The sequence below is a fragment of the Caulobacter sp. UNC279MFTsu5.1 genome, from assembly GCF_900114015.1.
Taxonomy (GTDB): domain Bacteria; phylum Pseudomonadota; class Alphaproteobacteria; order Caulobacterales; family Caulobacteraceae; genus Caulobacter.
Genome location: NZ_FORN01000006.1, coordinates 120,923 through 143,910, shown reverse-complemented (window position 1 = coordinate 143,910; position 22,988 = coordinate 120,923). Strand labels below are relative to the sequence as shown.

Here is a 22,988-nt window from a genome sequence, read left to right as displayed (position 1 = left end):
CCCTAGCGCTTGGCGACGGCGGCGATGCGCACCGCGTCGTTGTCGCCCAGGAAGCCCGCGCCCTCGACCACCACGCGCTCGCCGGCGTTCAGGCCTTCGGCCGAGGTCTGGTCGGCGTTGCGCGCCAGGATGTCGATGCGCCGGAAGCGGGCGTGGTTGTTGGCCTCGACCACGAACACGCCGGCCTGGTTCTGGCGATAGAGGATGGCGGCGGTCGGGATGGTCGGGGCCGGGCGGTTGCCGGCCGCGATCTGGGCGCGGGCGAACATGCCCGAGCGGAAGCCGCTGCCGGGCGCCAGGCTGATCCGGGCCAGGCCGACCCGGGTCTGGGTGTTGACCTCGGAGGTGACGATGCGGACCGTGCCCGTGGTCTGGCCGACCTGGTCGGAGGTGACGGTGGCCGGCATGCCGGCCTTGACGGCCAGCAGGTCGGCCTCCGGGATCTCGGCGTCCAGTTCCAGCCGGCCGTCGCGCACGATGCGGAACAGCTCGGTCCCGGCCGAGACGATCTGGCCCTTGGTGACGCTGCGGCGGCTGATCAGGCCCGAGACCGGGGCGCGGACGACGGCCTGGCCCAGGCGGGCGAGGGTTTCGTTGCGCGCGGCGTCGGCGGCGGCCAGCTGGGCGGCGGCGGTCTGCTGGCGGGCGGTGGCGGTGTCGAGCGAGGCCTGGGACAGATAGCCCTTGGCCTGCAGCTCGCGCGAGCGGCCCAGCGCGGCCTGGGCCTCGGCCAGGGTGGCCTTGGCGCTGGCCACGGCCGCTTCCTGCTGGTGCAGCTGGGCGCGCAGCATGGTGTCGTTCAGGGCGACCAGGATCTGGCCCTGGCGCACGACCTGGCCTTCCTCGGCGTTGACCGACACCGCGGTCAGGCCGCCGGTCTCGGCGCCGACGGGCACCTCTTCCCAGGGCGTGACGGTGCCCGAGGCGTTGATGATCCGCGGCAGCGACTGGATGGTCACCGCGGCCACGCTGACGGTCTGGCTGGCGGTCAGGGAGGGCTTGGGCGTCTTGGCCTTGGCCTTGTCGCCATGGTCGCACGCGGACAGCCCCAGGGCGCCGATGCAGAGCACCACGGGTAACGCAGTCGAACCCAGGCCGCGTTTTTTGATCCGTTGATGCACGACCACCTCAGCTCCGATAATTTTGAACAGCCCACGCCTTCTAACCGAGAAACGCTGTTCACCGGATTAAATGATCGTAAGGAGGCCAAACGGCGTCAGGCGAACTCGCCCGGAGGTGGTTTCGAGCGCCGGCCCGCGTTCCAGGCGCCCACCAGCAGGGCGCCCATCACCAAGTCGCTGATCAGGCTGCCGGCTACGTAGTAGGCGCGGGGGAAGATCTGGCGGTCGATCGCGGCGGCCAGGTGGATCAGGGCGGTGACGCCCTGGAACGCCGTCGCCGTCATGGTCCACCAGCGGTCCGTCGTCAGGGCCAGGTGCAGCAGGACCAGCAGCAGCAGGAGGTCGACGATCAGCACGCCGCTCTGGGCGCCGAGGGTCTGGTGGTCGTCCTGGACCAGGGGGCTGACGAACCAGGCCACGGCCATCGCCGCCGCGGCGACCCGCTCGACCCAGCGCCCGCGCCAGACGGCGAGGCCGCAGCAGGCCAGCAGCAAGGCGAGGCTGAACAGCTGGTCGGGAGTCTGGACGTACATCGGCAGGGTTCCGAGGCGGGATCCGGCGGCGAGTCGAGGCCGCAGGATAACCCGTTCCGTGGCCCGAACCGATCCCTGAAGTCACGGGCCCGATCATATGTGGGGGTGCATGATCGGGCCCGCGGCGCGAGACCTGAGCGGGGAGGGGTCAGGCGACGTCGCGCGTGGTCGGCACCGCCCGCAGGCCGCCGATCAGGAAGGCGGGGGGCTTCTTGCCGCCGCCGCCGAACGAGACGGCCGAGAGGCCGATGTCGTGCTGGGCCTTGCTGAGGCCCTGGTGGGTTTCGAGAATGTTCTGCCGGGCCACGCCCAGGGCGCGCATCGTCTCGATCGCACTGATCAGGGCGTCCTGGCCGACCATCACCGAGAGGTTGGCGGCTTCCCGCGAGGCCGGCATCAGGGTGGTCAGGGCGGCGGTGCTGGCGATGGCCGCGTCGATGGCCTTCTCGGCGGCGAACAGGGCCTCGGCGACGGCCTCGGCGGCGTTGCGGCGTTCCTTGAGCATGGCGGTTCTCCTCGCGCCGCGTGGGCCTGGGGCGGACGGCGCGTCATCGGGGTGAGGCTTGGGAGCGCGATCGGGACGCGGCGGTCTAGAACAGGCCCTGAAGGGCGTGCAGGCCGGCGAGCAAGGAGCCGAACGCGAAGGTGGTCGCGAGCATCACGGCGGCGATGAAGGCCAGCCGTTGGCCGAGCGTCAGGTCATTGGGGCCTCCCCAATTTCCGAACGGCCCTGGCCGGGCGGCAGGAAGCTCTCGTCCATCAAGGCGCCCGCCACGCAGAGGATCTCGCGCAGCACCATTTCCGGCGGCTTGAAACTGGCCTGCTTGCGGGTCGCGCTGACCAGGTCCGGCGCCATCAGGGCGCTCTGGGTGGTCGCCGCCAGGCTGGCGAGCTGTCGTTCCAGTTCCGTCCAGGTGAAGGCCGGCGCCAGGTCGTCCTGCGAATTGAGGGTCGGCCAGGTCTCGTGAAAGTTCAGGGCGTCGCGGCGCAGGCTGATGGCCTGGTCGATCGCGTCCTTCTGGGAGTCCGTGAGTGGCGGCACGTGCTGTTCCTTCCTCGATGTCGCGGCCTTCGGCCTGTGGGCCGGGGGATCGCGAAACCTCGACGGGGTCAAGAGACCCGGAGGAAGGCGTGGGGGCTAGCCCCGTCGCGTCGGACCCCGACGCGATCGGAGGGGGGGAGGGGGAGGAAGAGGGGGGAGAACAAGAAGAGGGGGGAGAACAAGAAGAAGGGGAGGCCTGACCGCGCGGCGAGACCAGGCGCGCCGCCTCGTAGCGGTCGGCGGCCCCGAGCCGTCGCCGCGCCTTGTCCAGATGCCAGTCGACGGTGTGCTTGGACAGGCCCAGGCGGCGCGCGATCTCCTTGGAGCTGAGATGCTCGTCCACCAGGCGCAGGCAGTCGCGCTCACGCGCGGTCAGCCGGTCCATGCCCCTTACTGTCTGGTCCAAGCCTTCGGCCCCCACGGTCATGGGGTGATTGTATTCCGAAGGCGTTCCACCGCAAGATGCAGTCAGCCCTTGGGCAGGTCCGAGGCGGCCAGGGTCGACGAAACCTTCCACAGGTCGATCGCGCCCTCGGTCGCGTGGCGGTCGATCTCGCCCAGCTCCTGCGCCGTGAAGTCCAGGGTGTTCAGCGCCGCCAGGGAGTCCTCCAGCTGGGCCACGGTGCGCGCGCCGATCAGGGCCGAGGTGACGCGCGGGTCGCGCAGCACCCAGGCCAGGGCCATCTGGGCGAGGGTCTGGCCGCGGGCCTTGGCGATCTCGTTCAGCGCCTGGATGCGGGCCAGGTTGTCGGCGCTGAGCAGGTGGCCGCCCAGCGAGCCTTCGCGGGCCGCGCGGGAGTCCTGGGGCACGCCGCCGAGGTACTTGCTGGTCAGCATGCCCTGGGCCAGGGGCGAGAAGGCGATGCAGCCGACGCCCAGGTCCTCCAGCGTGTCGAGCAGCTCGTCCTCGATCCAGCGGTTCAGCATCGAATAGGACGGCTGGTGGATCAGCAGCGGCACGCCTTCCGACTTCAGGATGGCGGCGGCCTGGCGGGTCAGCTCCGGCGAATAGGACGAGATCCCCACGTACAGCGCCTTGCCCTGCCGGTGCAGGTGGGCCAGGGCGCCCATGGTCTCCTCCAGCGGCGTCTTGGGGTCCACGCGGTGCGAGTAGAAGATGTCGACATAGTCCAGCCCCATGCGCTTGAGGCTCTGGTCGCAGCTGGCGATCAGGTACTTGCGCGAGCCGCCGACGCCGCCGTAGGGCCCCGGCCACATGTCCCAGCCGGCCTTGGTGGAGATCACCAGCTCGTCGCGGTGGGCGGCGAAGTCGCTGGCCATGACCTTGCCGAAGTTCTCCTCGGCCGAGCCGTAGGGCGGGCCGTAGTTGTTGGCCAGGTCGAAATGGGTGACGCCCAGGTCGAAGGCGCGACGCAGGATGGCGCGGCCGGTCTCGAACACGTCCGCGCCTCCGAAGTTCTGCCACAGGCCCAGCGAGATCGCTGGCAGGTCCAGCCCGCTGCGGCCGGTGCGGCGGTAGGGCATGGCGTCATAGCGGTTCGGGGCGGCGACATAGGGCTTCTGCACGGGGGAGTTCCTGTGTGGGGAGGTCACGGCGCCGGATGGAATGGCGCGAAACGCCTTCCCTGTCACCAGCGGTCTGGTTCCTTTTCGGCCCGCCGCATTGTCATCCCGGACAAGGCCCGAAAGGCCGCCGATCCGGGATCGCCGGAAACGCATGCGTTCACGCGTCGGTCCCGGATCTTCGCGCTGCGCGCTCGTCCGGGATGACAGCCGTTTTCGGTCTATCGCGGAACCAGCGCCCCGTGGATCGGCGCCACCCAGGCGTCCTTGCCGATGTCGTAGGCGATGAAGTCGCTGTCGAACTGCCAATAGGCCCAGGCCCAGCCGCGGGCCTCCGCCTCGCGGGCGGCGGCGGCGGTGTAGGCGACACGCGAGGCCATGTCGCCCTTGTCGTAGGCGCCGAACTCGCCCAGCAGCATGGGCCGGCCGTGGGCCTTGGCCCAGGCCTGGACGCCGTCGAAGTCGGTCTTCATCCGCTGGCGCTCGGCGTCCGTACCCCAGGTCACGCCGGTCTTGGGCGTGGCGGGGTTCCACGACGCGCCCTGGTGGGTGAACTCCATGGGCAGGTAGTAGTGGACGGTGGCGATCAGGTGGCGGTCGCCCTCCGGCAGCTTCAGCTGGTCCAGATGGCCGATATTGTTCCAGAAGGCCGGGCCGACGACGACGTTGCGGGTGGGATTGGTCGCCCTTACGACGGGCAGAAGTTCGGCGATCCAGGCGTTCCACACCTCGTCGGTGAGGCCCTTGCAGGGCTCGTTCAGCAGTTCGAACACCACCCGGTCCGGCGCGTCCCTGTAGTGTTCGCCGATCTGCTTCCAGAAGGCGATCAGCCTGGGCTGGCAGGTCGCGGGATCCTCGCCGCAGGCGTCGAAGTCGTGCTCGTCGAGGATGACGGTCAGCTTCTGGGCCAGGGCAGCGTCGACCACCTGATCCAGGGTCTTCAACCAGGCGGGGTCCAGCCGGTTGTCGGCGTCCATGTGCGCGAAGGCGTGCAGGTTCAGCCGCACGGTATTGAAGCCGCCATCCTTGATCGTCTTGAAGTGCCGCATCTGGAAGCGGCCCTTGGCCGGGTCCTTCCACAGCGGGTCGTAGCCCAGGACGTTGATCCCCCGGGTCATGGCCTTGACCTGATCCTGGGGCGAGATCTCGCGCGCGGCGGCCGGCGGGGCGGCCAGGGCCGACATCAGGGCGCAGGCGGCCAGGACGCCTGGAAGGGCCTGGAAGGCTTTGAGCATGGCGTTTCCTCGATCAGCCTCTGCGGACTTTGTGTGACAACGTTGTCAATCTTAGCCGGGAGCCGGCCGCGCGCAAGGTCGATCGCGCAGGCCGCTCAGGCGTCGCGACGGGCCGCTTCGGACTCGGTCTCGGGCGAGGCGGCGCGGATCAGATCCAGCACGTCGACCAGGATCACCTGCATGGCCTTCTGGGCCGCCTCGGCGTCGCGGGCGAAGATGGCTTTGGCCACGTCCTCGTGCGAGGGGATCGAGGCGGTGCGGCCCTTGATGCGGTTGGTGAAGCGGATCGAGATCCGCAGGGCGGTGTTCACCAGCTCGTGCAGGTCGCGATAGAACGGGTTCTTGGTGGCGTTGAGGATCGCCACGTGGAAGGCGATGTCGGCCGTCAGCGGATCGTCCTCGCCCTCGGCGGCGACCTTCATGCGGTTCAGCGCCTTGCGGATGCCGTCCAGGCCCGTCTCGTCGGCGTTGCGGGCGGCCAGGGCGGCGGCGGCGGGCTCGATGCCCAGCCGCATCTCGGTGAACTCGGCCAGCAGGCGCAGCGAGAACTTGCGCTCCAGCATCCAGCGCAGGACGTCAGGGTCCAGCAGGTTCCACTCGGTCTCGGGCTCGACCACCGTGCCGTGGCGCGGGCGGGCGCTGAGCAGGCCCTTGGCGGTCAGCATCTTGACCGCCTCGCGCGTCACCGTGCGGCTGGCGCCGAACTTCTTGGACAGCTCGCCCTCGGTGGGAAAGCCGACCTGGGCGTATTCGCCCGTGACGATGGCCTGTCCCAGGGACTCGACCAGTCCATAGGTCAGACTGAGGCCTGGCTGTGTACGGATCACCAAGTTGTCGCCCCTAAAACGCTTCTTGAAACGGTCGTCGTCAGAATAGGTCAGACCTTGTGTAGCCTGCTTCGTCCACGCTCGGAACAATCATGTCAAAGATGAAAGTCCCGCCACGGCAACCGTGACGGGGCCTTCGGGGTCAGGTTCGGGCGGTTTTCGACCCGAACCGCCGCCCCAAGCCTCACCACCAGGTCGCGTAGAGGGCGACCAGGATCACGATCACGCCCAGGCCGGCGATGTTGAAGCCGGTGGTGGTCTTGTAGCTGACCCCCTCCAGCGACACGACGTTGACCTCTTTCTTCTGGGGCGCGACCAGCGAGACCAGGATCGCGGCGGCCAGGGTCAGCAGGAACACCAAGCCCACGCGGTTCATGAACGGGATCACGAACACGCCCATCTTGTCGGCCACGAAGAAGGCGCCCGACAGGGCCGCGCCGCCGATCGCGGCCACCAGGGCCGAGGCGGTGGTGGCGCGCTTCCAGAACAGGCCCAGCATGAAGATCACCACGATGCCCGGGGTGAAGAAGCCGGTGAAGTCCTGGATGAACTGGAAGGCCTGCTCGGCCTTGCCCAGCAGCGGCTTGGCCATGGCGATGCCGACGATCACCGCGGCGATGGCGGTGACGCGGCCCACGGCGACCAGATGGCGCTCGCTCGAGCCGGTCCTGATCTTGGCGTAGACGTCCAGGGTGAAGATGGTGGCGATCGAATTGATCTTGGCGGCCAGCGACGCGACGATCGCGGCCACCAGGGCGGCGAACACCAGGCCCAGGACGCCGGGCGGCAACAGCTTCATCATCTCCGGATAGGCCTGGTCGGGCTTGGCCAGGCCGGGGACCAGCACCAGGGCGGCGATGCCCGGCAGCACCACGATCACCGGCATCAGCAGTTTCAGATAGGCGGCCAGGGCGATGCCCTTCTGGGCCTCGGCGATGTCCTTGGCGCCGAGGGCGCGCTGGATGATGTACTGGTTGAAGCCCCAGTAGCTGACGTTCATCACCCACAGGCCGCCGAACAGGACGCTGAGGCCCGGCAGGTCCTTGTAGTGCGGGTTGTCCTTGCTGAGGATCATGTCGAACTTCTCGGGGAACTGGACGGTCAGCTGGTGGAAGCCGGCCAGCACGTCGCCGTGCCCGATCTTGTTCAGCGACAGGAACACGATGATCAGGCCGCCGGTGATCAGCAGGGCCACCTGGACGATGTCGGTCAGGGCCACGGCCTTCAGTCCGCCCCACAGCTGATAGGCCAGGGCGAACACGCCGATGATCACCAGGGCGGTCATCTGGTCGACGCCGGTCACCGTGTGGATGGCGATCGAGCCCAGCCACAGGATCGAGGTCAGGTTCACGAAGACGTAGAGCACCAGCCAGAACACCGCCATCACGTTGCGCACGCTGGGCCCGTACCGCTGCTCCAGGAACTGCGGCATGGTCGAGATGTTGTTCTTCAGGAAGATCGGCAGGAAGAACTTGCCGACGATCAGCAGGGTCAGGGCCGCCATCCACTCGTAGGAGGCGATGGCCAGGCCCAGGGCGTAGCCCGAGCCGCTCATGCCGATGATCTGCTCGGCCGAGATGTTGGCGGCGATCAACGAGGCGCCGATCGCCCACCAGGGCAGGGCCCGGCCAGCCAGGAAGTAGTCGGTGGAGTCCTTCCGATGGCCGCCCTTGTCGCGGCTGACCCACTGGGCCAGGGCGAAGATGGCGACGGCGTAGATCGCCAGGATGACGAAATCGATGGTTCTCATTGGAGTCCCCCCTTTGGGCCCGGTTTCTCTTTATCGTTGCTATGCGGTCTGTTCGGCCCAGGCGGCGACCAGGGCCTTGGCTCGCTGGCCGACCTCCTGCGCGGTGTAGCCCGGGCGGTAGAGTTCGCCGCCGACCCCGATGCCGGCGACGCCGGCCTCGATCCACGGCTTCAGATTGGCCGCGCCCACCCCGCCGACGGCGTAGACCGCGATGTCCTTGGGCAGCACGTCGCGCACCGCCTTGATGTGGCCGGGGCCGTAGGTGCCGGCCGGATAGAGCTTCAGCGCCCTGGCCCCGGCCTTGACGGCGACGAAGGCCTCGCTGGGCGTGGCGAAGCCCGGCATGACGGTCAGGCCCAGGGCCACCGCGTGCGAGATCACCGAGGCGTCGGTGTTGGGGGTGACGATCAGCTTGCCGCCGGCGCCGGCCACCTGGTCGACGGCTTCCGGCGACAGCACCGTGCCCGCGCCGCAGAGGACCTGGTCGCCGAACGCGGCGCACAGCTTGCCGATGGTCACCAGCGGGTCGGGCGAGTTCAGCGGCACTTCGATGGCCTCGATCCCGGCGTCGACCAGGGCGGCGGCGATGTCGACGATCTCGTCGGACTTCACGCCGCGCAGGATGGCGACGATGGGCGGAGTCTTCGCGGCGGTCGGGTTAGGCAAGGACGTGGACTCCACTGTTCTGATCTGACGACAAGGCTGTTAGTCCGGCCAGGACGGCCGCGTCGCCGTCGACGGCGGCGCTGGAACCGCCGCAGGCGGCGATGGCCTGGGCGTAGAGGGCGCTCAGGGCGGGTGCGCCGATCAGCGACACCTGGCCCAGGTCCCCGAACCAGCTCGAGGTGGCCGCGACGTCGCCGCCGATCAGCAGGCCCGACAGGAAGCCCATGGCCTCGTCCTTGGGCAGGCCGTCCAGCAGCTGCCGGCTGCGGGTCTCGAAGATCAGGTGCGGCAGGCGCGCGGGACCCTGCTCGACGACCCGGGCGACGCCGCGGGCGAAGCCCTCGGGCGATTCAGGGCCGTCGCCGGGCGCGGCCTTGGCCAGGATCGAGTGTTCGCGCAGCAGGGCGTAGAGTTCACCGACCGGCGCGGTCAGGAAGCTGGTGATCGTCCCGTCCTCGACCACCACCCATTTGGTGTGGGTGCCGGGCAAGGCCAGCAGGCGCCGGCCCTGCTTGAGGGCGGGATCCAGTTCGAGCGCGCCCAGGATCTGGGTTTCCTCGCCGCGCATCACGTCCGGTCCGCCCAGGGCGTTGCGGCACGACAGGCCCGGGACGATGGCGACCGGCAGGCCGTCGGCGTCGAGATGCAGCAGTCGCGCGCGGATGTCGGCGGCGCCGGCCGGGCAGGGGGCGTAGGCCGCCTCGGCCCAGCCGTTGCGCGATCCGACCATGCCGCACAGCAGGGCCAGCGAGGGCCTTGCCTCGCGCCAGTCGCCGACCAGGTCCAGGAAGGTCTCGCGCGGCGAGGCCCCGCCCAGCGAGCCGACGCCCGGCCCGTCGCGGCGGTCCAGCACGCTCTTGCCCTGGCGCAAATAGAGCCGCAGGCGCGAGGTGCCCCAGTCGCCGAAGATCGTGACGGAGTTGTCCATGGGATTCATCTAGTGCGACTCGCGGGTGACGACCGAGCCGCTGGCGCCGACCAGGAAGTCCAGATCCGCGCCCTTGTCGGCGCCCAGCACGTGGTCGATGTAGAGCTTGGCGTAGCCGCGGATCGCCTTGGGCGCCGGCGGATCGGCGCGCCAGGCGGCCAGGCGGCTGGCCAGCTCCTCGTCGGAGATCAGCAGGTTCAGCGACCGGCTCGGACCGTCCAGCGCGATCTCGTCGCCGTCGCGCACGACGGCCAGCGGGCCGCCGGCGTCGGACTCCGGCGCGACGTGCAGGATCACCGTGCCGAAGGCCGTGCCGCTCATCCGGGCGTCGCTGATGCGGACCATGTCCTTGACGCCCTTTTCGAGAAGCTTGCGCGGCAGGGGCATGTTGCCGACTTCCGGCATTCCCGGATAGCCCTTGGGGCCGCAGCCCTTGAGCACCAGGATCGAGCCCGCATCGACGTCCAGGGCCGGGTCGTCGATGCGGGCCTTGAAGTCCTCGATGGTCTCGAACACCACGGCCTTGCCCCTATGGCTCAGCAGTTCGGGACTGGCGGCGCTGGGCTTGATCACCGCCCCGCCGGGGGCCAGGTTGCCACGCAGCACCCAGATGCCGCTGTCGGGCTTCACCGGAGCCTCGACGCTGCGGATGACCTCGGGGTTGAACACCTCGGCCGTCTCGTACTGCTGGCCGATCCGCTGGCCCGAGACGGTCTGGGCCTCGGGGTTCAGGAAAGGGGCCATCTGCTTCATCACCGCTGGCAGGCCGCCGGCGTAGTGCAGGTCCTCCATCAGGAAACGGCCGGAGGGCTGCAGGTCGACCAGCAGCGGCACGTCGCGCGACAGGGTGTCGAAGTCCTCGAGGCTCAGCTCGACGCCCAGTCGGCCGGCCAGGGCCAGCAGGTGGACCACGGCGTTGGTCGAGCCGCCGATCGCGGCGTGGACGCGCAGGGCGTTCTCGAAGGCGGCGCGGGTGGCGACCTGCGACATGGTCAGGCCATCGTGCACCATGCGCACGATGGTGCGGCCGGTGTGGTGGGCCATGGCGGCGCGGCGGGCGTCCACGGCCGGGATCGAGGCGTTGTAGGGCAGGCTCATGCCCATCGCCTCGACGATCGCGGCCATGGTCGAGGCGGTGCCCATGGTCATGCAGGTGCCGGGCGAGCGGCTCATGCCGCTCTCGGCCGACATGAATTCCGGCAGGGTCATCTCGCCGGCCCGCACGGCCTCGGAGAACTTCCACACGTCGGTGCCCGAACCGATGTCCTTGCCGCGGAACTTGCCGTTCAGCATCGGGCCGGAGGAGACGACGATGGTCGGCAGGTCGACGCTGGCCGCGCCCATCATCTGGCCCGGCGTGGTCTTGTCGCAGCCGCCCAGCAGCACGACGCCGTCGATCGGGTTGCCGCGGATCGATTCCTCGACGTCCATGGCCAGCAGGTTGCGGAACAGCATGGCCGTCGGTCGCATCTGGGTCTCGCCCAGCGAGATGGCCGGGAACTCCAGCGGCAGGCCGCCGGCTTCCCACACGCCGCGCTTCACGTGCTCGGCGATGTCGCGCAGGCCCGCGTTACAGGGGGTGATTTCCGACCAGGTGTTGCAGATGCCGATCACCGGCCGGCCGTCGAACACGTCGTCCGGCAGGCCCTGGCTCTTCATCCAGCTGCGATGGATGAACCCGTCGCGATCCAGCTTTCCGTAGCTGTGACCGCTGCGGAACCTGCCGCCCCCGTTTCCCTGACTCATAACCAGCCCTAACGTCGCGGCCAAGCCGCCTCATAATCTGCCTCCGGCATTTATAGTATTATAATGATAGTCGCAAACGCCTGAGGCGCTGTGACGCATTGTGCGAAGCGACTTGAGGCTGTGATTCTCCTGACGTTACGCGGGTTTACTGCAAAGCTTGTGGCCAAAAAGTCGCCTCCGCCGACCGAAATGATAGCGCTATCAATTTCGGCTTGAATGTCGGAATTATATGATTGATGGTCTGCAGCAGATCGTGTGATCGCCACGTGCGGCGCACGTCACCGACGCCCCTGAAGAGTGTCGGGACGGATCTCAATCTTGGGGAAGGAAACCGAATGTTGCCTCGTAATTCTCGTCGCGGCGCCATGCTCATGAGCGCGTCGGCGCTCGTCATTTGCGGCGCGCTGCCCGCCGTCGCCGCCGCGCAGACGGCGCCGGCGCAGTCCGTGGACACGGTCGAAGAAATCGTCGTCACCGGCCAGCGGGCCGCCATCCAGTCGGCGCAGAAGCTGAAGCAGAACGCCGAGCAGATGGTCGATTCGATCACCTCGACCGACATCGGCGCCTTGCCGGACCGCAGCGTCACCGAGGCCCTACAGCGCGTCTCGGGCGTCACCATCGGCCGTACCGCGGATCCCCGCGACGCCGACCGCATCTCGGTCGAAGGCAGCGGCGTGCAGGTTCGCGGCCTCAGCTGGGTGCGCGGCGAACTGAACGGCCGCGACAGCTTCTCGGCCAAGGCCGGCCGCACCCTGAGCTTCGAAGACGTGCCGCCCGAGCTGATGGCCGGCGTCGACGTCTACAAGAACCCGGCGGCCGACATCATCGAAGGCGGCGTGGGCGGCACCGTCAACCTGCGCACCCGCATGCCGTTCGATTCCAAGAAGCGTATCCTCGCCTATTCGCTAGACTCCAGCTGGGGCGACCTGTCCCGGAAATGGGAGCCCAGCGGCTCGGTCCTCTACAGCAACCGCTGGGACACCAATATCGGCGAGGTGGGCTTCCTGGTCGACCTGTCCGACTCCAAGCTCTCCAGCCGCACCGACACCATGTCGGTCGACCCGTACAACGTCCGCACCGACCTGGTTCCCGGCAAGACGGTGTACGTCCCCGGCGGCTACGGCTACCGCAGCCTGGAGTTCGAGCGCGAGCGCAAGGGCATCGACGCCGTCCTGCAATGGCGCCCGAACGAGCAGTGGGAAGGCACCTTGCACTTCCTGCGCTCGTCGGCGTCGCAGGCCTCGACTGAACGCGCCAACGGCTTCAACCCCGGATCGGGCAACGGCCCGGCGGCCGGGAGCAGCTTCACGTATAGCGATACCGGCCACTTCATCAAAGGCACGATGGCCAACGCGCCCAACGGCACGGAACTCGGCTCGTCGCTGATCGACACCCGCTTCGCCAACCGCAGCTCGGTGACCTCGGACTACTCGCTGAACCTGAAGTACAACCCCAACGACAAGTGGGCGTTCAGCGCCGACATCCAGTACATCTACGCCAAGACCAAGGTGGTCGATAACACCGCGTTCAACTCGCTGAACGGCGCGACCCTGCCCGCTACCCTGGACCTGACCGGGGACCTGCCCCAGATCACGGTCAACAACGACGCGGCCTTCCTGGCCAATCCGGCCAACTACTATCTGCTGGCGGCGATGGACCACCACGACCGCAACGACGCGGCCGAGTGGGCCGAGCGGTTCGACGGCGACTACAGCTTCGACGAAGGCAGCTGGCTGAAGTCGTTCCGCTTCGGCGTCCGCCACACCTTCCGCCAGGCGACCACCCGCGAAACCAGCTATCGATGGGACACGGTGGCGCCGAGTTGGTCGGCGAGCGGCCCGATCACCACGCTGGACGCCTACCAGGGCTATTACGGGGTCTTCGCCTTCGACAACTACTTCCGCGGCAAGGCCAAGCTCCCCGCGGCGTTCGTGATGCCGACTGCGGCCTTCGTGAACAACTACGGCGACACCTCGCAGGTGATCGACCGAATCGCGCGGGCGAACGGTGGCGGCTGGCGCGCGTTCAACGGCGTCTTCGACGAGCAGACCCAGTTCGGCGGCAAGGGCAGCATCAATCACCAGAAGGAAGAGACCCTGGCGGCCTACGGCCTGCTGCGGTTCGGCCACGACGTTTCGCTGTGGGGCGACCAGCGCGAGATCGACGGCAACATCGGCCTGCGCGTCGTCAAGACCGAGACCCAGGCCCAGGGCACCCAGACCTTCCCGGTCAACAACGGCAGCACCAGCTCCGATATCCCCGCCGCCGACCAGGCGTTCGGGAACGGGGCCTCCAGCCCCAACAAGGGCGGCCGCGACTATGTGAGCCTCCTGCCCAGCCTGAACGTGCGCCTGAAGCTCAGCCCGGAGATGTTCATCCGTTTCGCGACGGCCAAATCCATCGTCCGTCCGGACTTCCAGCAGTTGGCGCCGAACTACTCGATCGGCGCCTCCAATGGCTTCATCGTCGGCGGCGTCTGCACGAACAGCATCCCTGGCGGTTCCCAGGCCAACTGCGTCTATCGATATACGGCCAACGCCGGCAATCCGGAGCTGAAGCCGATCCGCTCGACCCAGTACGACCTGTCGTATGAGTGGTATTTCAACGCGACCGGCAGCGTGACGGCGACGGCGTTCTACAAGGATGTCTACAACTTCATCGACAACGTCGCGACCAACATCGACTTCACCAACAACGGCGTGACCCGCACCGTCCTGGTGACCCAGCCGTACAACGCCGGTCACGGGAAGGTTAAGGGCTTCGAAGTCGCCTATCAGCAGTATTACGACTTCCTGCCCGGCGCGCTGCGTGGTTTCGGCGTGCAGGCCAACTTCACCTATATCGACAGCAAGGGCACCCGCAACGCTTCGGCCAACCCCTACGACAACACTCAGATCACCAACGCGCAGGTCAAGGACCTGCCGCTCGAGGGCATGTCGAGGACCAGCTACAACGTCGCGGCGCTCTACGACCTGGGCAAGGTCTCGGCGCGCCTGGCCTATAACTGGCGCGAGCGCTACCTGCTGACCACCACGGCCGCGAACATCAACATCCCGGCCTGGTACGACGACTACGGCCAGCTGGACGGCTCGGTGTTCTATACCGTCAACGACGCGCTGAAGATCGGCTTCCAGGCGGCCAACCTGTCAAACGCCAAGACCAGGATTCTGGTCACCTATCCCGGCAGGCCCGAAGAGGGCTTTACCAAGCACAACTGGGTCACGGCCGACCGCCGCTACTCGATCGTGCTCCGCGGCACGTTCTAGGGCCGTTTCGGCGACCCTCTGAACCGGTCCCCGTTCCGTCCCGGCCCAGCCGGGACGGGGCGGGGGCTTTTTTTGTTCCGCGCGCCGGGCGAAGGCGTTTAGCCTGCCCGCGCGATGCATGACGGGTAATCCGCGACATGACCGATAAAGCGCCTTCCAAGTTCGTCGTCGTCGGCGGTGGAACCGCCGGCTGGATCGCGGCCGCGACGCTGGCCCACGCCATGAAGGGCCGGGTCGGCGAGATCTGCGTGATCGAGTCCGACGAGATCGGCACGGTCGGGGTGGGCGAGGCCACCATTCCGCCGATGCAGTTCCTCAACAGCATGCTGGGCATCGACGAGATCGACTTCGTCAAGAAGACCCAGGCCACCTTCAAGCTGGGCATCGAGTTCCGCGACTGGACGCGGCTGGGCCATAGCTATTTTCACCCGTTCGGCCTCCACGGCATGCCCATCGAGGCGGTGTCGTTCCATCACTATTGGATGCGGCTTCGCCAGCACGGCGACACCAGCGCGATCGGCGACTATTCGCTGGCGACCGTGGCGGCGCGGGAGGGCAAGTTCGTCATCCCGCCTCGCGACCTGCCGCCCGAACTGCCCCAGCTGGGCTACGCCTACCATTTCGACGCCGGCCTCTACGCCCGCTATCTGCGCGACTACGCCGAGAAGCGCGGGGTCAAGCGCATCGAGGGCAAGATTGTCGAGGTCAAGCAGCGCGCGGCCGACGGCTTCATCGAGGCCCTGGAGCTGGAGGGCGGCAAGCGGATCGAGGGCGACTTCTTCGTCGACTGCTCGGGGTTCCGCGGCCTGTTGATCGAGCAGACCCTGAAGACCGGCTACGAGGACTGGACGCACTGGCTGCCGTGCGACCGGGCCCTGGCCCTGCCCTGCGACAGCGTCTCGCCTCGGACGCCCTACACCCGCTCGACCGCGCGCAAGGCCGGCTGGCAGTGGCGCATCCCCTTGCAGCACCGGATCGGCAACGGCTACGTCTATTCCAGCCCATTCATCAGCGACGACGAGGCCGCCGCCACCCTGCTGGCCAATCTGGACGGCGCGCCGCGCGCCGACCCGCGGCCGCTGCGCTTCACCGCCGGCCGCCGCAAGAAGGCCTGGAACAAGAACGTCGTGGCCCTGGGCCTGGCCAGCGGCTTCATGGAGCCGCTGGAATCGACCAGCATCCACATGATCCAGACCGGGATCTTCCGGTTGCTGTCCCTGCTGCCGGTGGGTGTCCGGGACGAGGCCACGGTCGAGGAATACAACCGCCTGTCGAAGATCGAGTACGAGCAGATCCGCGACTTCATCGTCCTGCACTACAAGGCCACCGAGCGGGACGATTCCGAACTGTGGCGCTACTGCAAGGACATGGCGATCCCCGACAGCCTGGCGCACAAGATCGAGTTGTTCCGGGCTCGCGGCCGGATCGCGCGGTTCGACGACCAGCTGTTCGCCGAGCCCAGCTGGCTGGCGGTGTTCCTGGGGCAGGGCGTCGAGCCCAACCACTATGACCGGCTGGCCGACGTGGCGCCCCTGGCCGACATCGAGCGCCGCCTGGCCGGCGTTCGCCAGACCATCGCCCAGATCGTCCAGGGCCTGCCGACCCATGACGAGTTCATCGCGCGCCACTGCCGCGCCGAACCTCTGGGCTGATGATAGCGCTATCAAATCGCTTGCCAGGGTGATTTGTATGATTATAACTATTTGTGTGAAGCAGGCGTCGCGCGGCGATTTCCGGCTTCACACGCGCCAACGGCGCGGGATTCGTCTCCCTGAACCCGCGCGGCTTCTTCGCCGCGCATCGTTCCCCCTGCGGACGATGCGCGGATTTTTTTTGCCCGGATCGATCGGCCTTCGCCTATCCTCGATAGGACGCCCGAGCGGCCTGAGCGGGCCTGACCTAAATCGCCTTGCAAAGCCGATCGGCTCGGCTATTTGTCGTACTTATATGGTAGCGGTAACGAGGCTGTCGCGGCGAGGCTTCGCAAGACAGACGGCCAACAGGGGAGGGGGCATTTGCGTTTCCACAAGATGGTGGCCGGCGACGGCTCGAAGACCCCGATCGGCGGCGCGGCGGGCGCCCTGATCGGCCGGCTGTCGCCCAACGCGTTCCTGGTCACCGGCTATCGGGCCCGCGTCGGTTTCGACTCGGCCAAGGCCGAGCGGTTCATGTTGGCCGGGATCGAGGACCGCCTGTGGAACGGCGACCAGGTCGATCACGGCTTGAACCTGACCACCCTGCCGCAGGCGCCGAAGGTCAAGCTGGCCACCTACTAGCGTCCGCCATTCAACCGCTCGTCCTGGCGTTCGCCGGGATGGGCGGCGACACAATCAAGATCATAGGGAAGAACGATGCGCATGCTGCCCAAGGCCCTGTTCGCCGGCCTCACGCTGACCCTCCTGGCCTCGACCAGCGCCCTGGCGCTGGACGGCGCCTTCGAGAAGACCGCCGACGGGGTGGTCGTCACCCCCGCCTCGGGACCGGCCAAGAAGGTGCGGCTGCAGGTGATGGGCGAGCGCATCATCCACGTCACGGCCACCCCGACCGACAGCCTGGATACGCCGCCGAGCCTGATGGTGACGGCCAAGCCAGGCGGCGCGTTCACGGTCGCGGAAGCCGCCGGCAAGGTGGTGGTCAAGGCGGGCAAGGCCTCGGCCGAGGTCTCACTGGCCAACGGCCAGGTCAGCTTCCGCGACGCGGCCGGCAAGCTGGTCCTGGCCGAGAACGGCCGGCGTCCGTTCAAGGCCGAGACCATTGACGGCAAGACCTTCTACAGCGTCAGCCAGCAGTTCAATCCGGGCACGGACGAAGCCTTCTACGGCCTGGGCCAGCACCAGAACGGCCAGATGAACTACAATGGCCAGGACGTCGAACTGGCGCAGTACAACCGCGACATCGCCGTGCCGTTCGTGCTGTCCACCCGCAACTACGGCCTGCTGTGGGAAAACAACGGCATCACCCGGTTCGGCGACCCGACGCCCTATGACGTGGCCTCGCGCGACCTGAAGATCTTCGACGCGGCCGGCAAGGCCGGCGGCTTCACGGCCAAGTACTACGTCAAGGGCGAGCTGAAGCTGACCCGGACCGAGAAGGACATCGACTACCGCTTCCTGAAGGACCTGCCCAACTGGCCGGCCGAGCTGACCGGTCCCGACAAGAAGCCGGTCAAGGGCGCCACCGTGGTCTGGGAAGGCTCGGTCGAGCCCTCGGTCAGCGGCGTCCAGAAGTTCAAGCTCTACTCGTCCAGCTACGCCAAGGTCTATGTCGACGGCAAGCTGGCGATCGACCGCTGGCGGCAGAACTGGAACCCCTGGTTCCACAACTTCAACGCCCCGATGCAGGCCGGGACCCGCCACAAGATCCGCGTCGAGTGGGATCCCAACGAGGGCTATATCGGCCTGCTGCACAACAACCCGATCCCGGCGGCCGACCAGAAGTCGCTGACCATGACCTCGGACGTCGCCCATGCGGTCGACTACTACTTCGTGGCCGGCGGCGACCTGGACCAGGTGGTCGGCGGCTATCGCGAGCTGACCGGCAAGGCCGTGGCCCTGCCGCGCTGGGCCTACGGCTTCTGGCAGAGCCGCCAGCGCTACGAGACCCAGGACCAGATCGTCGGGGTGCTCAAGGAGTACCGCGACCGCAAGCTGCCGATCGACAACGTGGTCATGGACTGGCGCTACTGGAAGGACGACGCCTGGGGCAGCCACAAGTTCGACGAGACCCGCTTCGCCGACCCCAAGAAGATGGTCGACGACATCCACGCGATGAACGGCCACTTCATGATCTCGATCTGGCCGAAGTTCTATCCGACAACGGAACACTTCAAGGAGCTCGACGCCAAGGGCTTCATGTACAAGCGCAACATTGAGCAGGGCGCGCTGGACTGGGTCGGCCCGGGCTATCTGAACTCGTTCTATGACCCCTATTCCAAGGAGGCGCGCGACATCTACTGGCGCCAGGTCAAGGACAGCCTGAAGGGCTTCGGCGTCGACGCCTGGTGGATGGACAGCGACGAGCCGGACATGCACTCCAACCTCGACATCCCCGAGCGCACCCTGCGCATGGGGCCGACGGCGATCGGCCCGGGGGCGGAGTTCTACAATTCCTATCCGCTGATCCACACCCAGGGCGTGTTCGAGGGCGAGCGCGCGCTGAACCCCGACAAGCGCAGCTTCATCCTGTCGCGCTCGGGCTTCGGCGGCATCCAGCGCAACGGCGTGGCTCTGTGGAGCGGCGACGTGGTCGCGCGCTGGGATGACCTGAAGGACCAGATCTCGGCCGGCGTGAACCTGTCGATGTCGGGCGTGCCCAACTGGACCACCGACATCGGCGGCTTCTCGGTCGAGGATCGCTACACCAACAAGGACCCCGCCCATTGGGCCGAGTGGCAGGAGCTGAACCTGCGCTGGTTCCAGTTCGGCGCCTTCAGCCCGCTGTTCCGCAGCCACGGCGAGTTCCCGTTCCGCGAGATCTACAACCTCGCCGACGAGGGGACCGAAGTCTACAAGAGCCTGGCCTGGTATGACGAGCTCCGCTACCGGCTGATGCCCTACACCTACACCCTGGCGGCCGACACCTATCAGCGCGACGGGATCATGATGCGCGGCCTGGTGATGGATTTCCCGGCCGACAAGACCGCGCGCGAGGTCAATGACGAGTACCTGTTCGGCAAGGCGTTCCTGGTGGCGCCGGTCACCCAGTTCAAGGCTCGCTCGCGGCAGGTCTATCTGCCGGCGGGGGCCAGCTGGTACGACTTCGAGAGCGGCAAGGCGTTCAAGGGCGGCCAGACCGTCAAGGCCGACGCGCCGCTGTCGCGCATGCCGCTGTTCGTCAAGGCCGGCTCGATCGTGCCGACCACGGTGGTCCAGCAATATGTCGGCGAGCAGCCCGACGCGCCCCTGACCGTGGTGGTCTACACGGGGGCCGATGGCCGGTTCGAGCTCTACGAGGACGACGGCCTCAGCAACGGCTACGCCCGCGGCGCCTGGAGCCGCATCCCGATGAGCTTCGACAACGCGACGGGCCGCCTGACGATCGGCGCTCGGTCGGGCAGCTTCAAGGGCATGGTCGAGAACCGGACGATCAAGGTCCGCTTCATCGGCGGCGGCGCCAAGCCGGTCGACTTCGACGCGGTCGACGAGACCGTGGCGTACAATGGCCATCCGGTGGTGGTGACGCGGAAGAAATAGGGGATTCGCGACTTTCCCCCGCCAGACCGCGCTTTAGGCCCTTCCCCCTATGGGGGAGGAGGGCCGAAGGCCCGGAGGGGGCAAGTGCGTGAGTTGCGGGAGCCCCTAAGCCTGCGCCACCAGTTTGCGGGTGATCAGCTCGGCCGCGTTCACGCGTTCGCCGCCGGGCTGCATCACCTCCAGGTGGACGTGGTCGGTGATGCCGGGATAGTGGGCCTGCAGGCTCTGGTCGGTCCCGATGGTCTCGCCCAGGCGCACCGCCTGGCCGACCTCGACGCCGGGCTTCACGTAGAAGGCGCGGGCGACGTAGCCTAGGGCCGGGTTGCTGATCTCGACGAACTTCAGGTCGCTGGAGCCGGCGTAGGCGTAGCCGATCTTGGTCACGTAGCCGGAGATCGGGGCCTGGACGTCCTGGCCGGCCGTGGCCACGTAGTCGACGCCTTCGTGGCTGCGCGAGCCGCCGTCGCGGCGGGCGCCGAACTGGCCGTCGCCGAACTCGTCGTGGCCTCGCGGGGCGCCGCCGGTAGGGTTGGCGAAGTCTGGGGCGCCGTCGCCGTCTATGTCCGATCCGCTCCAGACCAGTTCCTTGCGGACCGGCGTCTGCGGCTTGGCGGCCATCTCGGCCAGCAGGCGCTGGACGACCGGCGAGGGGCCCTTGGGCGCCCTGTGCGGATTCTCCATCGCCGCCACCACCATCGGAGCGAAGACCAGGGCCAGGCCCAGCGCGCCGCGCGTCCAAGGGGCGAGCTTGCGCGGGGCGAGCGTCTTCGCAGCCGATGCTTGCATCAAATCGTCCTGAAGTTGTCGATGGATCGTTTCGGAAGGTTTGGCGTTTGGGGTGGTTAATCGCCAGATAAGGCGAAGACGTGGCAAGCCAAGTGCGGCCAGCGGTCGCGCGCGTCCATGGCTGTGCTTGAAGCTTTACTGAACGTGGTTAGCCGATAGTCGGCTAGTCCGTGCGCAAGGCGATGGTCAATGCTCTGGTTTCCGGCGGAAGATCAAGCGTCACAGCCTCGCCCGCGTCGAAAAGAACCACGTCCAGCGCCGCGAGATTCCGCGCGTCCTCCAGCAGTACGACGAGCGTGAGCCCATCCGGGGCCGCGACGGCATCGCCGCGCCAGGGCTCGACCCGCGCCGTCCAGGCGCCGCGCCGGACCATGACGTTGAGGTCGCGGATCGGGCCGGCGGTCAGGCGCGCCGTGACGTGAGCCTCGCCCGCAAAGGCGAAGGGCGCGCCGGGCGCCAGGCGCACGACCTGGCCCTCGATTTCCAGCACCAGGCCGTCGCCCGCGATCACCGTCAGCACCCGGCCGACGCCGGGGAAGACCGAGAACGGCCCGTCGGCGGCGACGTCGGCCAGGCTGACCCGCCAATCGAAGCCGTCCAGCCCCGCGCCGGGCGGCCAGGCGGCGACCTCCCGCGTGACGCCGCCGCCGTTCTTCCACGGCGCGGCGACCCGGTCGGCGGCGCGGAGGATGCGCACTAGAGGATGCCCGGCAGGTCCAGCCCGTGCTCGCGGGCGCAGTCCCGGGCGATGTCGTAGCCGGCGTCGGCGTGGCGCATGACGCCGCTGGCCGGGTCGTTCCACAGCACCCGCTCGATCCGCCTGGCGGCGGCCTCGGTGCCGTCGCAGACGATGACCATCCCCGCGTGCTGCGAGAAGCCCATGCCCACCCCGCCGCCGTGGTGCAGCGACACCCAGGTGGCGCCCGAGGCGGTGTTGAGCAGGGCGTTCAGCAACGGCCAGTCCGACACCGCGTCCGAGCCGTCGATCATGCCCTCGGTCTCGCGGTTGGGCGAGGCGACCGAGCCGCTGTCGAGGTGGTCGCGGCCGATCACCACCGGGGCCTTCAGCTCGCCCGAGGCGACCATGGCGTTGAAGGCCAGGCCCAGCCGGTGGCGGTCGCCCAGCCCGACCCAGCAGATCCGGGCGGGCAGGCCCTGGAACTTGATCTTCTCGGCGGCCATGTCCAGCCAGTGGTGCAGGTGGGGATTGTCGGGGATCAGCTCCTTGACCTTGGCGTCGGTCTTCCTGATGTCCTCCGGATCGCCCGACAGCGCCGCCCAGCGGAACGGCCCGATCCCCCGGCAGAACAGCGGCCGGATATAGGCCGGAACAAAGCCGGGGAAGTCGAAGGCGTTGGTCACGCCTTCCTCCAGGGCCATCTGGCGGATGTTGTTGCCGTAGTCGACGGTGGGCACGCCGGCGGCCTGGAAGTCGAGCATGGCCCGCACATGCACCGCCATCGAGCCGCGGGCGGCCTTGTTCACGCTCTGCGGGTCGCGCTCCCTGGCCGCCGCCCACTGCTCCAGGGTCCAGCCGGCCGGCAGGTAGCCGTTGATCGGGTCGTGGGCGCTGGTCTGGTCGGTCAACAGATCGGGGCGAACGCCCGCCGCGAACATCGCCGGCAGCAGCTCGGCGGCGTTGCCCAGCAGGCCGACCGAGATCGGGGTCTTGGAGGCGTTGGCCTGCTCGATCCAGGCCAGCGCCTCGTCCAGGCTCTCGGTGGCCTTGTCGAGATAGCCGGTGCGCAGGCGCATCTCGATCCGCGACGGCTGGCACTCGATGGCCAGGCACGAGGCCCCGGCCATCACCGCCGCCAGCGGCTGGGCCCCGCCCATGCCGCCCAGGCCCGCCGTCAGCAGCCACTTGCCCGAAAGGTCGCCGCCATGATGCTGGCGGCCCATCTCGACGAAGGTCTCGTAGGTGCCCTGCACGATGCCCTGGGCGCCGATATAGATCCACGAGCCGGCGGTCATCTGGCCGTACATGGCCAGGCCCTTGCGATCCAGCTCGTTGAAGTGCTCCCAGGTCGCCCAGCGCGGCACCAGGTTGGAGTTGGCGATCAGCACCCGCGGCGCGTCGGCGTGGGTGCGGAACACGCCCACCGGCTTGCCCGACTGCACCAGCAGCGTCTGGTCGTCATCCAGCCGGCGCAGGGTCTCGACGATCTTGTCGTAGCTCTCCCAGTCGCGGGCCGCGCGGCCGATGCCGCCATAGACCACCAGCTCCTCGGGCCGCTCGGCGACGTCGGGGTGCAAATTGTTCATCAGCATCCGCAGCGGAGCCTCGGTCAGCCAGGACTTGGCGGTGAGTTCGGTTCCGGTGGCGGGGCGGATGACGCGGGTGTTGTCGAGGCGGGTCATGATGAAGTCTC

The 22,988-nt window shown here is 68.0% G+C and carries 17 protein-coding genes and 2 pseudogenes; 4 read left to right on the top strand and 15 right to left on the bottom strand.

Going from position 1 to position 22,988, the window contains the following annotated elements:
- Positions 1 to 2: 2 nt before the first annotated feature.
- From BM066_RS05290 to BM066_RS05240, 12 genes and pseudogenes are all read right to left on the bottom strand, one after another.
- Positions 3 to 1,073 carry an efflux RND transporter periplasmic adaptor subunit gene (locus BM066_RS05290; protein WP_255367486.1) on the bottom strand — a complete coding sequence of 357 codons (1,071 nt, stop codon included), beginning with the start codon at positions 1,071 to 1,073 and terminating at the stop codon, positions 3 to 5.
- Positions 1,074 to 1,216: 143 nt separating this feature from the next.
- Positions 1,217 to 1,654 (bottom strand): hypothetical protein, encoded by a 438-nt coding sequence (locus BM066_RS05285; RefSeq protein ID WP_089924881.1) that lies wholly within the window; start codon positions 1,652 to 1,654, stop codon positions 1,217 to 1,219.
- A gap of 148 nt (positions 1,655 to 1,802) precedes the next feature.
- Positions 1,803 to 2,159, bottom strand: coding sequence for a hypothetical protein (locus tag BM066_RS05280; protein WP_089924878.1), 357 nt, complete (start codon positions 2,157 to 2,159; stop codon positions 1,803 to 1,805).
- Positions 2,160 to 2,348: 189 nt separating this feature from the next.
- The gene (locus tag BM066_RS26880; RefSeq protein ID WP_255367485.1) at positions 2,349 to 2,696 is read right to left on the bottom strand and encodes a hypothetical protein; all 348 of its coding nucleotides are present in this window, start codon (positions 2,694 to 2,696) and stop codon (positions 2,349 to 2,351) included.
- 226 nt (positions 2,697 to 2,922) lie between these two features.
- Positions 2,923 to 3,081: pseudogene (locus tag BM066_RS26875) on the bottom strand (helix-turn-helix transcriptional regulator); the annotation flags it as partial.
- A gap of 83 nt (positions 3,082 to 3,164) precedes the next feature.
- Positions 3,165 to 4,223 carry an L-glyceraldehyde 3-phosphate reductase gene (gene mgrA / locus BM066_RS05270; RefSeq protein ID WP_089924871.1) on the bottom strand — a complete coding sequence of 353 codons (1,059 nt, stop codon included), beginning with the start codon at positions 4,221 to 4,223 and terminating at the stop codon, positions 3,165 to 3,167.
- 218 nt (positions 4,224 to 4,441) lie between these two features.
- Positions 4,442 to 5,455 carry a glycoside hydrolase family 5 protein gene (locus BM066_RS05265; protein ID WP_177218383.1) on the bottom strand — a complete coding sequence of 338 codons (1,014 nt, stop codon included), beginning with the start codon at positions 5,453 to 5,455 and terminating at the stop codon, positions 4,442 to 4,444.
- Positions 5,456 to 5,550: 95 nt separating this feature from the next.
- Positions 5,551 to 6,279, bottom strand: coding sequence for a FadR/GntR family transcriptional regulator (locus tag BM066_RS05260; protein WP_089925026.1), 729 nt, complete (start codon positions 6,277 to 6,279; stop codon positions 5,551 to 5,553).
- Positions 6,280 to 6,466: 187 nt separating this feature from the next.
- The gene (locus BM066_RS05255) at positions 6,467 to 8,032 is read right to left on the bottom strand and encodes a sodium/sugar symporter (protein ID WP_089924868.1); all 1,566 of its coding nucleotides are present in this window, start codon (positions 8,030 to 8,032) and stop codon (positions 6,467 to 6,469) included.
- Positions 8,033 to 8,071: 39 nt separating this feature from the next.
- On the bottom strand, positions 8,072 to 8,698 hold the full coding sequence (locus BM066_RS05250; RefSeq protein WP_089924865.1) for a 2-dehydro-3-deoxy-6-phosphogalactonate aldolase: 627 nt from the start codon (positions 8,696 to 8,698) through the stop codon (positions 8,072 to 8,074).
- On the bottom strand, positions 8,691 to 9,626 hold the full coding sequence (locus BM066_RS05245) for a 2-dehydro-3-deoxygalactonokinase (RefSeq protein WP_089925023.1): 936 nt from the start codon (positions 9,624 to 9,626) through the stop codon (positions 8,691 to 8,693). The genes BM066_RS05250 and BM066_RS05245 overlap by 8 nt, the downstream gene beginning before the upstream one ends.
- A 9-nt stretch (positions 9,627 to 9,635) precedes the next feature.
- Positions 9,636 to 11,372: an IlvD/Edd family dehydratase gene (locus BM066_RS05240; RefSeq protein ID WP_089924862.1), complete on the bottom strand. Its 1,737-nt coding sequence runs from the start codon at positions 11,370 to 11,372 to the stop codon at positions 9,636 to 9,638.
- Positions 11,373 to 11,743: 371 nt separating this feature from the next.
- Between BM066_RS05240 and BM066_RS05235 the strand changes: the two genes are divergently transcribed.
- The 4 genes and pseudogenes from BM066_RS05235 to BM066_RS05220 all read left to right on the top strand — a co-directional run bounded on the left by BM066_RS05235 (position 11,744) and on the right by BM066_RS05220 (position 19,830).
- Complete coding sequence (locus BM066_RS05235) at positions 11,744 to 14,638, top strand: TonB-dependent receptor (RefSeq protein WP_255367484.1); 2,895 nt, start codon at positions 11,744 to 11,746, stop codon at positions 14,636 to 14,638.
- A 137-nt stretch (positions 14,639 to 14,775) separates the two neighbouring features.
- Positions 14,776 to 16,290 carry a tryptophan halogenase family protein gene (locus BM066_RS05230; protein ID WP_089924856.1) on the top strand — a complete coding sequence of 505 codons (1,515 nt, stop codon included), beginning with the start codon at positions 14,776 to 14,778 and terminating at the stop codon, positions 16,288 to 16,290.
- A gap of 363 nt (positions 16,291 to 16,653) precedes the next feature.
- Positions 16,654 to 16,914 carry a DUF5597 domain-containing protein gene (locus tag BM066_RS05225; protein ID WP_255367483.1) on the top strand — a complete coding sequence of 87 codons (261 nt, stop codon included), beginning with the start codon at positions 16,654 to 16,656 and terminating at the stop codon, positions 16,912 to 16,914.
- A gap of 38 nt (positions 16,915 to 16,952) precedes the next feature.
- Positions 16,953 to 19,830 (top strand): annotated as a pseudogene (locus BM066_RS05220) (TIM-barrel domain-containing protein).
- 105 nt (positions 19,831 to 19,935) lie between these two features.
- On the opposite strand, the gene BM066_RS05215 reads toward BM066_RS05220, so the two are convergent.
- From BM066_RS05215 to hutU, 3 genes are all read right to left on the bottom strand, one after another.
- Entirely contained in the window at positions 19,936 to 20,616 is a 681-nt protein-coding gene (locus BM066_RS05215) for a M23 family metallopeptidase (RefSeq protein ID WP_089924853.1), read from the bottom strand.
- 163 nt (positions 20,617 to 20,779) lie between these two features.
- A complete protein-coding gene (locus BM066_RS05210) occupies positions 20,780 to 21,313 on the bottom strand; it encodes a HutD/Ves family protein (protein ID WP_089924849.1) in 534 nt (177 codons plus the stop codon).
- Positions 21,313 to 22,977 carry a urocanate hydratase gene (hutU, locus tag BM066_RS05205; protein ID WP_089924845.1) on the bottom strand — a complete coding sequence of 555 codons (1,665 nt, stop codon included), beginning with the start codon at positions 22,975 to 22,977 and terminating at the stop codon, positions 21,313 to 21,315. Before hutU ends, BM066_RS05210 begins: the two co-directional genes overlap by 1 nt.
- Between the last annotated feature and the right edge of the window lie 11 nt (positions 22,978 to 22,988).

Bases quoted from the DNA above. Each gene is read 5' to 3' on its own strand.
- BM066_RS05285 (WP_089924881.1), bottom strand. From the start codon at position 1,654: ATGTACGTCCAGACTCCCGACCAGCTGTTCAGCCTCGCCTTGCTGCTG.
- BM066_RS05280 (WP_089924878.1), bottom strand. From the start codon at position 2,159: ATGCTCAAGGAACGCCGCAACGCCGCCGAGGCCGTCGCCGAGGCCCTG.
- BM066_RS05265 (WP_177218383.1), bottom strand. From the start codon at position 5,455: ATGCTCAAAGCCTTCCAGGCCCTTCCAGGCGTCCTGGCCGCCTGCGCC.
- BM066_RS05255 (WP_089924868.1), bottom strand. From the start codon at position 8,032: ATGAGAACCATCGATTTCGTCATCCTGGCGATCTACGCCGTCGCCATC.
- BM066_RS05245 (WP_089925023.1), bottom strand. From the start codon at position 9,626: ATGGACAACTCCGTCACGATCTTCGGCGACTGGGGCACCTCGCGCCTG.
- BM066_RS05240 (WP_089924862.1), bottom strand. From the start codon at position 11,372: ATGAGTCAGGGAAACGGGGGCGGCAGGTTCCGCAGCGGTCACAGCTAC.
- BM066_RS05235 (WP_255367484.1), top strand. From the start codon at position 11,744: ATGAGCGCGTCGGCGCTCGTCATTTGCGGCGCGCTGCCCGCCGTCGCC.
- BM066_RS05230 (WP_089924856.1), top strand. From the start codon at position 14,776: ATGACCGATAAAGCGCCTTCCAAGTTCGTCGTCGTCGGCGGTGGAACC.
- BM066_RS05215 (WP_089924853.1), bottom strand. From the start codon at position 20,616: ATGCAAGCATCGGCTGCGAAGACGCTCGCCCCGCGCAAGCTCGCCCCT.
- hutU (WP_089924845.1), bottom strand. From the start codon at position 22,977: ATGACCCGCCTCGACAACACCCGCGTCATCCGCCCCGCCACCGGAACC.